Source organism: Streptomyces pinistramenti, assembly GCF_020564935.1.
Classification (GTDB): domain Bacteria; phylum Actinomycetota; class Actinomycetes; order Streptomycetales; family Streptomycetaceae; genus Streptomyces; species Streptomyces pinistramenti.
In genome coordinates this window covers 54,503-68,300 of sequence record NZ_JAJCXB010000019.1, presented here as the reverse complement: position 1 = coordinate 68,300, position 13,798 = coordinate 54,503, and the positions used below count along the sequence as shown (strand labels likewise).

Genomic DNA, 13,798 nt, shown 5'->3' with positions numbered 1-13,798 from the left:
TGTCAACGATCCGGACCTGTTGACCGGAAGAGCGTCTGGCTCATGTCCCTTCGGGCGCAGGCGAGTTGGATGGACCGTGAGGTCTCGGTTGCTGTCGGGCGGCTCGGGTGGTTACGCGTCGGTGGCCGCGAGCACGGCCTTGGCCAGGGCGCCCGCAGTGTCGGCGCGGACGATGTGCTCCTCCCGGAGCGGAGCGAGAAGCTCGTCGGCGTAGTGGCCGGAGGCGTGTACGACCACGTCGGTGGCCATGGGCAGCAGGCCGCGCTCGCGGGCGATGAACACGCCGGTGAGCGCCTTCACCAGCGCCCATTCCCGGATCGCGCGGGGATCGGCGGCGATGGTGATGCCGACGGATGCGGCCAGGGAACGCGCCGCGTCGAAGTGGTCCAGGCATCACGTCGGGAGACCGCGACGCCACCGCCGCCGTGGCGTGCGACGATCTCGCTCACCTGCGAGCGGGTGGGTGCACCCAGAAGGTGGCGTCGATGACTTCCTGGGCCACCGTGAGCCGGCCCAGCTCCGGGTGGCTGCCGGCGCTGACCAGGCTGTGCTCCATGCCAGGAGCCGGCACGACGCCGCCGACCAGCCGCCCGTCCTGCTGGGTCCGCCATGCGACGGCGTCGCCCAGCAGGGCGCTGAAGAGCATGAGCGGGAACGCATACGGCCGGCCGGCGTGCCCGCCTCCGGCCGGCCGACCGGCGCGAGCGCTCCGTCGGGGGTGTAGGCGAGCCGCCACCAGGCACGGTCGCCGGGCATGGCCCGGTAGCCCTCCAGGTCGGCCCGCGCCGCCGCTTCCACGCTGCGCCGGGCGACCATACGCCGGGTCGTGGTGTCGAGCGTCCCGACGGCGATCTCCCGGAGGGCACCGAGGAAGACCTCGTCGTCCGGTTCGGGTCGGAACACCAACCTGCCTGTGCGAGCGGGCAGTTCCGCATCGGGCGTCCACGCGTAGCGGAGCCTGTGCAGGACGTCGGTGAGGTGGGCCCGCGCCGCGGCGTCGATCCGTCAGTCGAGGGCGGCGGCCGCGTCCCTCGTGGAGGAGTCCTTGCGCGAGAGCAGGTGGAGCTCGGGCACCTCGGTCATGCCGCCCATGCGGAACTGCCGGTGCGCCACGGCGATCGGGCGCGCGGCGACCTCCGCGCGGTCATCGACCGACTCGTGTACGGACAGGCAGTCCAGCACCGGAGGATGGGGTTTTCGGGCAACTCGGCCAGCAGGGCCTCCAGTTCGTTGGCGCCCAGGGCGGCCGTCTGGTGCAGCAGGATCTGGTCTGCCAGGGACGCGACGGTGGGTGCGCCGGGCCCGGGTGCGTGCGGGGCCCGGACGGAGCGGTGGACACGGCGCTTGAGGCTCTTGCGCGTGACCTCGGCCGGAAACTCTTCCGAACTCCGCGGCCCCGTCGCACCGTGGCGCAGCCCCGTGCCGCGGAGCGGCGAACACCGTGCCGGTCATGGCCAACACCAGCACACTGGAAGGGCGTCCGAGAGCCGGAGTGCCGCCGCGTCCCGTCCCAGCCACGCACGAACTCGTCAGCGATCTTGCCTCTCCACGGCCTCGGGGGTGACGGGAGTGAAGAAGTTGATCAGGTTCCCGTCGGGATCCCGGAAGAGGAGGGAGCGGTTGCCCCACGGCATCGTCGTCGGCTTCTGGACGAACTCGCAGCCGAGGGACGTCAGACGCTGATATTCCGCATCGACGTCGGCGACGCGGAATTCAATGATCACCGAGCGGTTGGCGGCCGGCTGGGCGGAGTCGCCGCCGAACAGCGCCACGGTGCGGTCGCTCGCGAGTGCCAGCGTGCACGACGCCGTCACGAGTTCGGCGAATTCAGGGGTCGACCACCTCGCCGGAACGGCGGTGACCTGCTCGTAGAACTCGACGAGGCGAGTGACGTCACGGGTGATCATGCGGGTCGAAACGAAGTTCATGGGGGCTTCCTGCCAAGGGTGATGCCGGATGAAGGAACGCCCCGAACGCTAAGACCAATACCGGGCAGAATCCGCCCGCTATATGCGGCAAACTTGCCGGGTGACCACATCGACCACTCGGGTGCTCGCTCTCCTGGAGATCCTTCAAGGGGGCGGCATCCGCACCGTCCCCGACCTGGCCGCCCGCCTCGGAGTCGACGAACGCACCGTCCGTCGCTATGCCGGGCACCTGCTGGATCTCGGCGTGCCCGTCGACTCGGTGCGTGGCCGCTACGGCGGTTACCGGCTCGCCCCTGGCTACCGGATGCCCCCGCTGATGCTCACCGACGAAGAGGCCCTGGCCGTCGTGCTCGGCCTCCTGGCCGCGCAGCGGGCCGGACTGGTCACCACGTCCGCCGCGGCGAGCGAGAGCGCCGCGGCGAAACTGCGGCGAGTGCTGCCCAAGCCTCTGGGCCGACGGTTGGAGGCGCTGCTGGATACGGCCGATTTCACCGCGCGGCCCCGCCTTGCCGCGGCCCCGGAAACGGGCGTGCTGCTCGGACTTGCCGAGGCAGCACTTCATCGGCGTCCGGTAGCGGTCACCTACACCGACCGCAAGGGCCGCAGCAGCGACCGCACCGTCTTGCCCTACGGACTCGTGGCGCATTCCGGACGCTGGTACCTCACCGCCGCAGACCCGACCGCCGGTGACGACGGGGAGATACGCACCTTTCGGCTGGACCGGATCGCCGCCATGACCGTGCAGTCCGGCTCGTTCGTCGTCCCGGAATCATTCGATCCGGCGGCCACCGTGCTGGACAGCCTCGCGCAGACGCCCTGGACCCACGATGTCTCGCTCCGCATACGCGGCAGCATCCAGCACATCCGCCGCCATCTCCCAGCCGAAATCGCCACTTTGTCCACAATCGCGACCACGACCGCCCTCGACGACACCCACCGGACTCATACCGACGAGCCCCGCTCCGACGCCTCAACCGGCCCGGCGACAGCCGACGAACACACCGGATGGACCCACGTCCGGATCCGAGCCGAGCGGCTGGACTGGATTCCCCCCGTACTGGCCGCCCTGGACCGCCCGTTCGTCATTGAACACCCCACAGAACTGCGCACTCACGTACGCGCCCTGGCCCGCCGCCTTGACGAGCACGCCGCCGCGGACCAGGGCCATCCGCCCGACCCTCCGCCGACCACGGCGGTCACGGGACCACGTCGCCACCATTGACCTCCTGGGCACCGTCGGCTGAAGGACACAAGGACAGCACCGGGGCGCTGCGGGACCAGCTCACACAGCTGATGCTCCGGGACATCGAGGCCGGACGAGTCCCCAGCCTTGGACGAGTAGGGGCCGTCCCGCAAACACCGGCCGCCCCGGCACCAGCCGCATGGGCTGAGTTTCCCGACGCAGCGACGCACCTGTCTGGAGCTGCCTTCATGGTGGCGGTGATACCCGACAGGAATCCGGCCCCGGAGCCGACCGTCCCCGTCCATGCGGCGGAGATTCAGTGATGCCGCTTACGGTACGAACCGGGCGAGGCGGCACGGCTCACGCTGCCGGGGCAGGCGCCCGCTCTCGGCTCAGTCGGTGTCCCGGGCCGGCGCTGCGCCGGTCCGGTACAGGAAGTCGGTGAGCACTTCGGCAAGTCGCTCGGGCTGGTCCTCGGGGACGAGGGTGGACGAGTGGGCGATCTCGATCAGCCGGCCCTGCGGGTACAGCTCGGCCAGGCGGTGGCCGTGCTCACGCGGCATCAGTCTGTCCTCCGTCGCCCAGACGACCAGTACCGGGCGGTCGAAGTCACGCAGCCGCTCGCTCCAGGCCGGCAAGGTGTCGCGCTTGGGCGCCGAGGCGGCGAACTTCGCGAAGTCCCTGCGGATGGCCCTGCTCCGGGTTGCGGGGCCGAACCAGTCGTCCATGATCTCGTCCGGGATCCCTCGCAGGCTCATCCCGCCGTACCCGTTGCGGTTGTTCCGGAACGAGGGGATACGCATGAGCCGCGTCAGGAGCCAGACGCCACCGGGAACCCGGCACACCGCGGCCGCCGCTTTGGCGGGGCCCGGGGGGGGAAGTTGTCGAACGCCTCGCAGGCCACCAGTACCAGGCGCGCGATCCGCTGGGCCTTTCCTTCCGACACCAGGAACTGGCCACCGCCCCAGTCGTTGAGGACGAGGGTCACGTCGTCAACGGCAAGCCGTTCGATGAACTCGCCCAGCAGCAGCGCGACACCACGCTGGGACAGGTCCGCGTCCGGGGCCATCGGCCGGCGATGCCCGCCGAGAGGCAGCGTGGGCAGGATGCAGCGATACCCGTTCAGCAGTGGCACCACTTTCCGCCACTGCGTCTCGTTCATGGGCATGCCATGAGCGAACACCAGCACCGGCCCGTCGCCGCCGGTGTCCTGATAGTCGATCGTTCCGGATGACAGCTCGATCTGCGGCAGCACGCCCCCCCAGAGGACAGAACGCCCCAATGTAGCCCGGTGAACGCCGACGGGCCACGCAGATCTCTCTCGGCCCGGAAGAGGCAAGGACACCGGGGCGTTCGCACACATGAGATCCAGGATGCGCCCCTGCGGCCCTCACAACTTCACCAACCGCACAGCCGGCCAAGCGAAGGCACCCCTGAAGCGCGCCGCACAGGCCCGCACTCCGGAGCGCACGGCTCGCCTACTCGCCGAGCACCTCCACGCCACGGAACGGCGCGCCTGAGTGGGGATGAGACGACCCCCGGAATCGCGGGGATCGGATTCCGGTAGACACCGGAGACTGGGGCACCCATGCCGCGGAAGGGAGCCGACGGCGCGCACGGGGAGGATGTGGAGACCAAACGGTTCGGTGGGCGATCCGCAGTTCGTTGAGACAGCGCTTGCATGACCCAGCCGCCGTGACGGTTCTCGGCCAGCCGCTCGATGCAGTCGAAAAGGCCCGCTCGTGCCGTCGGTGCGAGCGCCCGGTGACCGGAATAGGTGCCCAGCACGTCCAGATACTGCGCGGTCGAGTACACCAGGTCCCGTTCGTAGCGGCGGTAGACCACCCGCCCGAATCGGCCCGAGCGCTCCACCTCCGCACAGTCCGGGACGACATCGGCGGCGGCCTGCAGGCGCAGCCCCGGCGGCGTCGACGGATCGAACCGCTCATAGCATTCCTGCACTTCGGCGAAGAACGCCTCGCTGCCGCCGGCCATGCTCGGTGGCGATCGTGGCCAGGACGCCGCCGACGTGCAGCGCGTCAACTGCCTTCCCGACCCGGACCTCCGGATCGGTCCAATGGAACGCCGTGGCTGCCAGCACCACGTCGAACGGTTCGTCCGGAGCGGCCAGTCCTCGAACACGGAGGTCACCACCTCCGCCGACGGGAAGCGCCCCAGCTTGCGGCGGGCCACCGCAGCCTCCGCCGACGGCCTCAGCACCACACAGTCGCTTCGGGCATGGGACCTCGCCGCCCGCACCGTAAGCCCCTACCTCGCCATCCTGCCCATTCTCCCGATGCCCGCCGGCGCACCCCGCCTGTCCGTGTTCAGCGAAGTAGGCCCCGCGGGCGCCGGCGCTGACAGCCCACAGCAGGATGTCCCTCCCGACTGGATACAACTGCCCGCCATCGGCATCGACGCCCGCTGCCCACTCGTGGAGATGGGCAGCGACTCGGTGATGGCGATGCAGATCCGCGGCATCCTGCGGCACGGGACCGGCATCGGCCCGCCCGCCAACCTCCTGTGGCAGCACCCGACCGTCCAGGTGTTGACCACCTACATCCACCAGCCCCTGAGGGGCTCATGAGCTGCCACAAGCCCCTCCTCCTGGTCGAACCTGTCGCGGCCAGCCATGTTGCGGACCCCGGACGGTCACGGCCGAATCGCGCTGGCGATGTTCCATACGCCGAAGGCGATCAGCGCCGAGCCGAAGGACGCGCCGGTGAACACGCTGGGCATTCGTCGCGTCATGTTCGCCGTCGACGACATCGAGGACGCTGGCTTCGTTGATGTCTAGGAACAGCGTTTGTCGACTGGTTCCGGAGTCAGTTGGTGATCATGCGGTTCGTGAATATCGAGCAGAAGTGACGGCGTTCTCGCGGGGCGGCGAGAAAAGGGAAGGCAGAAGCCAACTGGCCGTTGGCAGGATGTCCGCGCTGAACCCCCGAGGGGAAAGGACCCCACGACCGTGGCTCGTGCCATCACTTTGATCCGCTCCACCGCCCTGTCCGACGTCGCCGAGTACGCCTACGCGGCCACGGCGCCCGCCGGGTCACGCTTGATCTTCCTTGCAGGGGCGTGTCCGCTGAACGATGACGGCTCCACAGCAGCGATCGGGGACTACGCGGGCCAAGCGGCGAAAGCCATTGAGAACATGCAGGCCGCTCTTACTGCCTCAGGCGCGTCACTCCAGGACGTCATTAGCACACGGGTTCTCGTCGCATCGGCCCGGCGGGAGGACCTGGTGGCCGCCTGGCAGGTTGTCCGGGACTCGTTCGCTGACCATGACGTCCCCAGCACGTTGATGGGCGTCACCGTGCTCGGTTACAAGGACCAACTCGTCGAGATCGAGGCCGTCGCCGCCGTGCTCGATTGAGACATCTTCCAAGGACACCGCAAACGCGGGATGGCCAGGCGTCCGCCAGGACGGCTGGCCATCGAGGAACGTAGGCTGCGGTCAGCCGGCCTTTGCAGGATCCTCGGCTCGGGCTCGGGCTCGGGTGCTGGCGAGGCGGTAGGAGTCGGTGCCGGTCTCGATAATGGTGTCGTTGAAGGTGAGGCGGTCGACGATGGCCGCGCAGAGGCGGGGATCGGTGAAGGTCTTGGTCCAGCCCCCGAAGGACTCATTGGAGGCGATGGCGACGCTGTTCTTCTCCTCGCGCTCGGTCAGGACCTGGAAGAGGAGTTCAGTGCCGCGGCGGTCCAGTTCCATGTAGCCCAACTCGTCGATGCACAAAAGATCGACGCGGCCGTAGAGGGCGATGGTCTTGTTGAGCTGCTTCTCGTCGGCGGCCTCGACCAGCTCGTTCACCAGCTTCGTGGCGAGCGTGTAGCGGACTCGGTAGCCCTTTATGGCCGCCTCGGTGCCCAGGGCGATGAGCATGTGGGACTTGCCGGTGCAGGAGTCGCCGATCAGGCAGAGCGGCTGGCTCTTCTTGATCCATTCACAGCTGGCGAGTGTGTGGATGGTCGCCGCGTCGATGTCGACCTCCGCCTCGTGGCCGGGCAGGTGGGTCTGCGGGACGAATGCCTCCAGCGGTGCCTTGCCGGATTCGACCAGGATCTCGGGCCTCCGGCCAGCGACGTAGTAGCGCACGACGCCGTAGGAGACGTCCGCCCCGTGCTCCTCGACCAGCCGGTGGAAGATCCGCGTGACCGTGTGCCGCTGCTTGCGCGGCGCGTCCAGATCCGCCCGCAGGATCTCGTCGATCACCGCCTTGTACGGGTCCAGCGTCGTGGCTCGGGGAGGCAGCTTCTTACGAGGCTCCGGCCAGGACGAATCCAACGCCTTCCGCACCGTCCGCCACGTCACGCCGTGCTTGCGCTCAAGCTCCCGCATCGACATGCCGCCGCGATGGTCACGCCGGATCGCCGCGTACAGCTCGACCTTCGACATCTGCGGCATGACCAGCACCTTTCACCAAGAGCATCCCGATGCTGCCCTGGCAAGAGCCGCCATGCCTCCCAAACTCATCAACATCAGCCGACCGTGGTTTTGGGCGCCTACCAAACCCATCGACAAGTGACGTCACTACTGCGGCTCTGGTCCACTTCGTGTGGTGCGGTGACGTTCGGTCACGCTAGTAGGACGCGTTTGCGGAGAAGTTCGAATTCTGCGCGGCCGAATATCTGGCGCTTGAGCATCTTGATCCTGTGACATGGCCCTCCAGTACGCCGGGGTTCCAGGGCCGGCTGTGACGGCGTCGAGGTCGTGGAGGAGGTGCTGGGCGAAGTGGCGGAGGCTGGGTGGTTCGGTGGTGGCGCTGGCCGCTTCGATCCACGCGGGGAGTTGGTCGCCTTGCAGGTGGGTGACCGTATGGGCGAAGGAGCGTACGTGGTCGGCGAGTACGGTCGGTTCAGGGCAGTTGGTCAAGGCGGCCTTGAGATGGAGCTGGTCGCCTTCGGGTAGTGCGTCGGGGTGAGTGAGGATCCAGCGGGTGACGGCTCGGGCCGATGGCGGCTGGGGGCCGGCCGGTTGGGGCTTGCCGTGAAGATTCCTGCTGACGTGGTCACGGACGCTGCCGTTCCGCGTGGACAGCTCTGTTCCTTGATCTCCTCCCACAGTTTCCAGGCGTTGGTGCAGCCTTCCTGCCAGCGCTGATCGAGGTAGGGCTTGTAGTCGTCGAGCCTGGTCGCACGGCTCTGCCACTGGCCGGTGAACATCTCCTCCGGGGTCGTGGCGCGGGAGAACCGCAGGATGGTGCTGAGGGTCATGCTGAGCTGCCGGGCAACGGACGGCTTGCTGTGGCCGGCGGTGAGGAGAGCGTGGATGGTGGCGTGCTTGGCCCGGGTCCGTTCGGCGAACCGGTGCCGTGTCGGCCAGGGCGACAACGCGGCCGGCTCCGTCTCCTCTTGGGGTCCTTCGGTGGTGGTGGCGGGGGCCGCAGGCAGCCGCGATGCCGGTGGACGCACTTCTCGGCGGCTTCTCCCAGGTTGTGCCAGAGATGCCACCGGTCGGGGATCTGGATGGCCTGCGGGGTGCCGCGGGTGGCGCCTTCGGCGAAGAAAGGGGGCCCGGTCACGGCAGACGATCTCGATGCCGGGCCGTTCGGCGAGCCAGGCCGCGAGGGTGTCCGCCTCCCGGTCGGGGAGGAGATCGATCGGACGCCGGGTTTCGACGTCGACGAGCACGGTTCCGTAATTGTGCCCCTTGCGCTGGGCGTATTCGTGCACGCCGACCACGCGGGGTGTGGTGATGACGGGGCCCGGAAGCGAGGCGATGAGCCTCAGCAGGGTGTTCCTGCTGACCGGAATCTTGAAGGCATCCGTCATGAGGGCCCTGCCCGGCCTGCCAGTGCCAGGCCGACCGACACCAGGGTCGACCGCAACCGTTCGGTCCGTCGCCCGAACCGGCGTGTGAGCCCCGGGACTTGCTCAGCGGAGGTCCTGCGCGGGCATGAACCCTCCGCGCAGACGAACCGCCTCACTCACAGCGACATCACGACCAGCTTGCCCGCTGTCGGAAGATCGTGAGGAAGCCGCAGGTAGGAGCCATGTATTCGCCCGACCAGGATCCGCACACCGGACAGACCGCCCGTCCCGCGGTCGTACGTGCCCCGACCGGACGACCGCGCCGGTCACCTCCACCGACTCCACCAACACGCCCTCGACCGAGGAGAACAGCAGCTCATCCAGCTGCGGCAGCACATCGTTCACGCCGAAGGACTGTCGACCACGCCACCACCCGGCCCGGCGATTTTCAGGCGAACTCAACCACCATCACGCAAAGATCAATAGTCACGCTGCGTACGCAACCACACGAAGTGAACCAGAGCCACTACTGCTCGATAAAGCCAGAGGACGTCGTTGCCCGCCTGCGCACCCACGGTGCGGAACTCGTCGGCGAGCTGACGCAGTATGAGGACAGCTATCGGCTCTGCTACGTCGGCGGCCCCGAGGGCATCATCGTCGGACTGGCCGAGCAGCTCAGCGGAAGGGCGCCGATGGCAGCGATCAAGATTCGGTTGCATAGGACAATCCCCTTGCATCCCCTGGACCAGACAGGAGCCCCTGGCTTCGTCGCATCCGCAGGGCCACGCGTCCTCCTCGTTCGAATCCGACGATCTCTGCGCAGCAGCTTGGCACTTGCACGGACTTGCACCGGGAGGGCCTATCGATCGATCCTGGCTCTCGCCTCCTCGGCGTCAGCACACGATCGTGGATCGACCGCGAAGTGGCCGTGGGTATGAGTCTCGGGGTCAAGTGTTATCGCCGATATGATAATAGTTCAACGACCTTTATTTTTACGGCAATTGATTGGTCATCGAAGGCGGTGGCGCTTTACGCAACGCTGCCCTTCTCTTCACTCAATAGGGCTTCAGTGAGGCTGGAGGAAGTGTCTTACTGGGATGCGCTACGCGCGTTGTGTGCTTCCTCGACTACGTCAGGAGAGCCCCAGTGAGCCCCATCAGTCGTCTCGTATCCGTCCTGGCCGCAGGTTCCTTGGCCGCGGCAGGTGCCCTTGTGCCCACCTCCGTCCACGCCGCAAGCACCTTCTCTCTGGTGACCCTGCCGGACCAGAAGGAGGGCCCCATCTACGACTTCGTCAACTCGGCGAAAAAGTCGGTCGACGTGACGATCTACGAGCTGCGCGACACCACCCTCGTCAACGACTTGGTGAAGAAGCAGAAGGCAGGCGTGAAGGTCCGCGTGGTCTTCGACTCGCAGCACGCGTCCATCGACGGCGCCGCCTACAAGGCGCTGTCCGCGGCCGGTGCCGGGGTGACGTACTCGTCATCGGCGTACGTCTACACCCATCAGAAGACGATCACCGTCGACGGAGTCAGGTCGTACATCAGCACCGGCAACTTCGACACGAAGTACTACGCGACCTCGCGTGACTACGGGGTCTTCGACTCCGGCAAGGCTGATGTCGCGGCGATCGAGAAGGTCTTCAACGCCGACTATGCAAAGACCTCCGTCACTCCGTCCGACGGCACCGACCTGGTCTGGTCGCCCACCGACTCGCAAAGCCATCTGCTGGCTCTGATCAAGGGGGCAAAGCGCACCCTCGATGTCCAGCAGGAGGAATTCGGTGACGCCGCGCTGGTGAATGCGGTCGTCGCGGACGCGAAGCGTGGCGTTGCCGTTCGCGTCGTCGCGGAGAACCAGTCATCGAAGTACAGCAAGAAGCTCAAGAAAGTCACTGCGGCGGGTGGCAAGGTGACCACCTACACAAGCTCCACGGGCTTCTACATCCACGCCAAGGCGATCGTCGTCGACTACGGCACGCCCTCCGCGAAGGTATTCGCCGGATCGGAGAATTTCTCCGACAACTCTCTCAACCACAACCGCGAACTCGGCCTCATCGTCAGCGACTCCGCGGTCATCAACGGCATCGAAAAGGCGTTCAACGCCGACTTCCACAAGAACTCCGGTGCAGTCTGACGCAGACGCGCCGCAGTCGCCGTTCCCCTGCCGACCCCTGTCTCGCCACGGGCCGGCAGGGGAACGGGCATGTGACGCGTGCCAGGGGTGGCTCCTGCAACGCCGGTGCGTCGCGGCGGCCGGACATGTCGCCCCCGGCCCGGCTCGGGGACGACACGGTGGAGCCGGGCGCAGACCTTCTCCCGGCCCGGTTCCGTCAGGTGTCCGGCCGGAAGGCGAGCACCGTGGTGTGGCCGCCGAAGCCCAGGGAATTGCTCAGGGCCAGGGGGATGGTCTGGGTGCGGGGAGCTTCGGTGACCAGGTCGAGGGCGGGGGATTCCGGGTCGGGTCGGTGGAAGTTGGCGGTGGGCGGGACGCGTTGGTGCTTGACGGTCAGGGCGGTGAGCGCCGCCTCGATCGCTCCGGCGGCGCCCATGGTGTGGCCGAGTACGCCCTTGGACGAGGTCACCGACGGGCCGTCGGTGCCGAACAGTTGGGCCAGCGCGGTCGTCTCCGTCCGGTCGTTGAGTGGGGTGCTGGTGCCGTGGGCGTTGACGTGGCCGACGTCGGCTGCGGTGGCGCCGGCTGAGCGCAGTGCCTCCGCCGTCGCCAGGCGCAGGCCACCGGCCTCGGGGTCGGGGGCCACCGGGTGGTGGGCGTCGGCGGACATGCCGTAGCCGACCAGGTGAGCCTGCACCGGTGCCCGGCGGGCCGCGGCGTCCGCGGCGCGTTCCAGGACGAGGACGCCCGCGCCCTCGCCGAGCACGAAGCCGTCCCGGTCGGCGTCGAAAGGACGGGAGGCACGGGCGGGTGCGTCCCGACGTCGGGAGAGCGCGCCCATCCGCGCGAAGGCGGTCGCGCACAGCGGGGTGACCATGGCGTCCGCGCCGCCGGCCACCGCGACGTCACAGGCCCCGGCGGACAGCAGGAGCGCCGCCAGCGCCACCGCGGACGCGCCCGAAGCGCAGGCTGTCGCGGTGTGCAGCACCGGGCCCCGGGCCCCGAGCGCGATGGCCACCTGACCGGCCGCCATGTTGGGCAGGAAGGCGGGGAGAGTGAGCGGGGAGACGGCCTGCGGGCCGTTGCCGGTGAGCTTGCGGAACTGGTCCTCGTAGGTTCCCACGCCGCCGGCCGCGGAGCCCAGGACCACCGCGATGCGGGCGTCCTCCCGGGCGGCCGGGGCCAGCCCGGCGGCGGTGACCGCCTCGTGGGCTGCGGCCAGGGCGAACTGCGTGGCGCGGTCGTGCTGCCAGGGGCGGGGGCCCGGCACCTGGGTGCGCGGGACGAAGTCGGGGACGCGGCAGGAGAATTCGAGCGGCAGGCCGGCGAGTTCGGGGTCCGTTGCCGCGGTGCCCCGCCCGGCGCAGACCCCTTCCCAGGTGGCGGCGGCGCCGGAACCGGCCGGGGTGACCAGGCCGATTCCGGTGACCACGAGCCCCGCGCCGTCGTCGGGAGCGCTCACCGCGGGGCTCCGTCGCGGTCGGCGTCGCCGGCGGGCAGCTGGGCGGTCACGGCCTGTGCCACCTGCTCCACGGTCAGGTCGGCGGCGGAGTCGTCCTCCGCCAACGGCACGCCCCAGTGTTCCTGGAGGGTGACGTACAGCTCGACGATGGCGAGGGAGTCCAACTCCAGCCCGGCGAGCGTCATATCGGGGCGGATCTCCTCGGCATCCACCTCGAACTTGTCGGTGAGGACGGTCACGAGGTGGTCGTAGACAGCGGCCATGAGGGGTTCCTCCGGTGTGTGGATCGGGCGGTGGGAGAGGCTGTGGAACCGGTGGCGCGGGGTTCCGGGGGGCGGTCGCAGGGACGGGCCGCGGGCCAGGTCATAGCGGCCGAGGCCCAGGTCAGGCCGCCGCCGAAAGCGGTCAGAAGGGTGGGGGTGCCGGGCCGTACACGGCGGTGGGCGGCGGTGTCGGCGAGGGCCAGCGGGATGGACGCGGCGGCGGTGTTGCCGACGTCGTGGAGGTTGCCGTAGCAGTGCCGCGGCGGGATCCCGACCCGGTCGGCGACCGAGTCGAGGATGCGTTGGTTGGCCTGGTGGCCGATGAACGCGCCGACCGAGGCCGGCGGCCAGCCGGCCTTCGCCAGCACGGCGCGGGAAGACTCCGTCATCCGGCGCACCGCCTGCCCGTAGACCTCGCGGCCGCGCATCCGGAAGTAGCGTTCCTCGCGGCTCATCCGGTGCGCCGGATCGGGCTGCCGTGCGCCGCCGGCGGTGATCGCGATGAGGTCGGCGCCGGTGCCGTCGGCGCCCCAGTCGGTGCCGGCGAGTGCGCCCGGCTCGGCGCGGTCGCCGGCACGCAGCAGCACCGCGCCGGCGCCGTCCCCGAAGATCACCGCGGTGTCCCGGTCCAACGGGTCGATGATCCGGGAGTAGGTCTCGGCGCCGATCACCAGCGGCCGGGTGCAGACTCCGGTGCGGATCAGGGCGGTGGCCACGACGAGGCCGTAGAGGAAGCCGGAGCAGACCGCCGACAGGTCGAAGGCGGGCACGGTGCCCAGGCCCAGCCGGTCGGCGACCTCCGGCGCGGTCGCCGGGCAGCGCCGGTCGGGGGTGGTGGTGGCCACCAGCACCAGGTCCGCGCGGGCCGCGGCGGACTCCTGCGCGGCCCGGCCGGCGGCCACCGCGAGGTCGCCGGTGCTGATGTCGTCATCGGCCGCCCGGCGCCGGGCTATTCCGGTGCGGGAGCGGATCCACGCGTCGCTGGTGTCCAGTACACCGCGGCGCCGGACGTCGTCATTGGTCAGTACCCGCGGCGGCAGGCAACTGCCCAGGCCGTTGATCACGGCGGTGGGGCTCACCTTTGTCATGGCGGACG

The 13,798-nt window shown here is 69.1% G+C and carries 13 protein-coding genes and 4 pseudogenes; 6 read left to right on the top strand and 11 right to left on the bottom strand.

Annotated elements, in window-relative coordinates; genetic code table 11:
- Window positions 1-111 precede the first annotated feature (111 nt).
- From LIU39_RS15880 to LIU39_RS15865, 4 genes are all read right to left on the bottom strand, one after another.
- The gene (locus tag LIU39_RS15880; protein ID WP_227047404.1) at window positions 112-390 is read right to left on the bottom strand and encodes a DUF6002 family protein; all 279 of its coding nucleotides are present in this window, start codon (window positions 388-390) and stop codon (window positions 112-114) included.
- A 55-nt stretch (window positions 391-445) separates the two neighbouring features.
- Window positions 446-646 carry a hypothetical protein gene (locus LIU39_RS15875; RefSeq protein ID WP_227047361.1) on the bottom strand — a complete coding sequence of 67 codons (201 nt, stop codon included), beginning with the start codon at window positions 644-646 and terminating at the stop codon, window positions 446-448.
- Window positions 647-1,005: 359 nt separating this feature from the next.
- On the bottom strand, window positions 1,006-1,182 hold the full coding sequence (locus tag LIU39_RS15870) for a hypothetical protein (protein WP_227047360.1): 177 nt from the start codon (window positions 1,180-1,182) through the stop codon (window positions 1,006-1,008).
- 347 nt (window positions 1,183-1,529) lie between these two features.
- A complete protein-coding gene (locus tag LIU39_RS15865) occupies window positions 1,530-1,928 on the bottom strand; it encodes a VOC family protein (RefSeq protein ID WP_227047359.1) in 399 nt (132 codons plus the stop codon).
- 100 nt (window positions 1,929-2,028) lie between these two features.
- Here LIU39_RS15865 and LIU39_RS15860 point away from each other — a divergent pair, with 100 nt between their 5' ends.
- Window positions 2,029-3,150 carry a helix-turn-helix transcriptional regulator gene (locus LIU39_RS15860; RefSeq protein ID WP_227047358.1) on the top strand — a complete coding sequence of 374 codons (1,122 nt, stop codon included), beginning with the start codon at window positions 2,029-2,031 and terminating at the stop codon, window positions 3,148-3,150.
- Window positions 3,151-3,503: 353 nt separating this feature from the next.
- Here LIU39_RS15860 and LIU39_RS15855 read toward each other — a convergent pair.
- Window positions 3,504-4,363: pseudogene (locus LIU39_RS15855) on the bottom strand (alpha/beta fold hydrolase).
- 146 nt (window positions 4,364-4,509) lie between these two features.
- A complete protein-coding gene (locus LIU39_RS15850; protein WP_227047357.1) occupies window positions 4,510-5,106 on the bottom strand; it encodes a hypothetical protein in 597 nt (198 codons plus the stop codon).
- An 82-nt stretch (window positions 5,107-5,188) separates the two neighbouring features.
- On the opposite strand from LIU39_RS15850, the gene LIU39_RS15845 reads away from it, so the two are divergent.
- The 3 genes and pseudogenes from LIU39_RS15845 (at window position 5,189) to LIU39_RS15835 (ending at window position 6,487) form a co-directional block, all read left to right on the top strand.
- Entirely contained in the window at window positions 5,189-5,698 is a 510-nt protein-coding gene (locus LIU39_RS15845) for an acyl carrier protein (RefSeq protein ID WP_227047356.1), read from the top strand.
- Window positions 5,699-5,740: 42 nt separating this feature from the next.
- A pseudogene (locus LIU39_RS15840) lies at window positions 5,741-5,887 on the top strand (VOC family protein); the annotation flags it as partial.
- A gap of 192 nt (window positions 5,888-6,079) precedes the next feature.
- Window positions 6,080-6,487: a RidA family protein gene (locus tag LIU39_RS15835; protein ID WP_227047355.1), complete on the top strand. Its 408-nt coding sequence runs from the start codon at window positions 6,080-6,082 to the stop codon at window positions 6,485-6,487.
- Between the two features lie 81 nt (window positions 6,488-6,568).
- Here the strand turns inward: LIU39_RS15835 and LIU39_RS35585 are convergent.
- Together LIU39_RS35585 and LIU39_RS15825 are read right to left on the bottom strand one after the other, a co-directional pair.
- Window positions 6,569-7,093: pseudogene (locus LIU39_RS35585) on the bottom strand (ATP-binding protein); the annotation flags it as partial.
- A gap of 887 nt (window positions 7,094-7,980) precedes the next feature.
- Complete coding sequence (locus LIU39_RS15825; RefSeq protein ID WP_227047354.1) at window positions 7,981-8,883, bottom strand: transposase; 903 nt, start codon at window positions 8,881-8,883, stop codon at window positions 7,981-7,983.
- A 524-nt stretch (window positions 8,884-9,407) separates the two neighbouring features.
- Between LIU39_RS15825 and LIU39_RS15820 the strand changes: the two are divergent.
- Window positions 9,408-9,539 (top strand): annotated as a pseudogene (locus LIU39_RS15820) (VOC family protein); the annotation flags it as partial.
- A 535-nt stretch (window positions 9,540-10,074) separates the two neighbouring features.
- Entirely contained in the window at window positions 10,075-10,998 is a 924-nt protein-coding gene (locus LIU39_RS15815; protein WP_227047353.1) for a phospholipase D-like domain-containing protein, read from the top strand.
- 196 nt (window positions 10,999-11,194) lie between these two features.
- Here LIU39_RS15815 and LIU39_RS15810 read toward each other — a convergent pair whose 3' ends face one another.
- Genes LIU39_RS15810 through LIU39_RS15800 form a run of 3 tightly spaced genes read right to left on the bottom strand, consistent with a single transcriptional unit; the run spans window position 11,195 to window position 13,790 of the window.
- Window positions 11,195-12,439, bottom strand: a complete 1,245-nt coding sequence (locus LIU39_RS15810) for a beta-ketoacyl-[acyl-carrier-protein] synthase family protein (protein WP_227047352.1) — start codon at window positions 12,437-12,439, stop codon at window positions 11,195-11,197.
- A complete protein-coding gene (locus tag LIU39_RS15805; protein WP_227047351.1) occupies window positions 12,436-12,702 on the bottom strand; it encodes an acyl carrier protein in 267 nt (88 codons plus the stop codon). The genes LIU39_RS15810 and LIU39_RS15805 overlap by 4 nt, the downstream gene beginning before the upstream one ends.
- Window positions 12,675-13,790: a beta-ketoacyl-ACP synthase III gene (locus LIU39_RS15800; protein WP_227047350.1), complete on the bottom strand. Its 1,116-nt coding sequence runs from the start codon at window positions 13,788-13,790 to the stop codon at window positions 12,675-12,677. Before LIU39_RS15800 ends, LIU39_RS15805 begins: the two co-directional genes overlap by 28 nt.
- Between the last annotated feature and the right edge of the window lie 8 nt (window positions 13,791-13,798).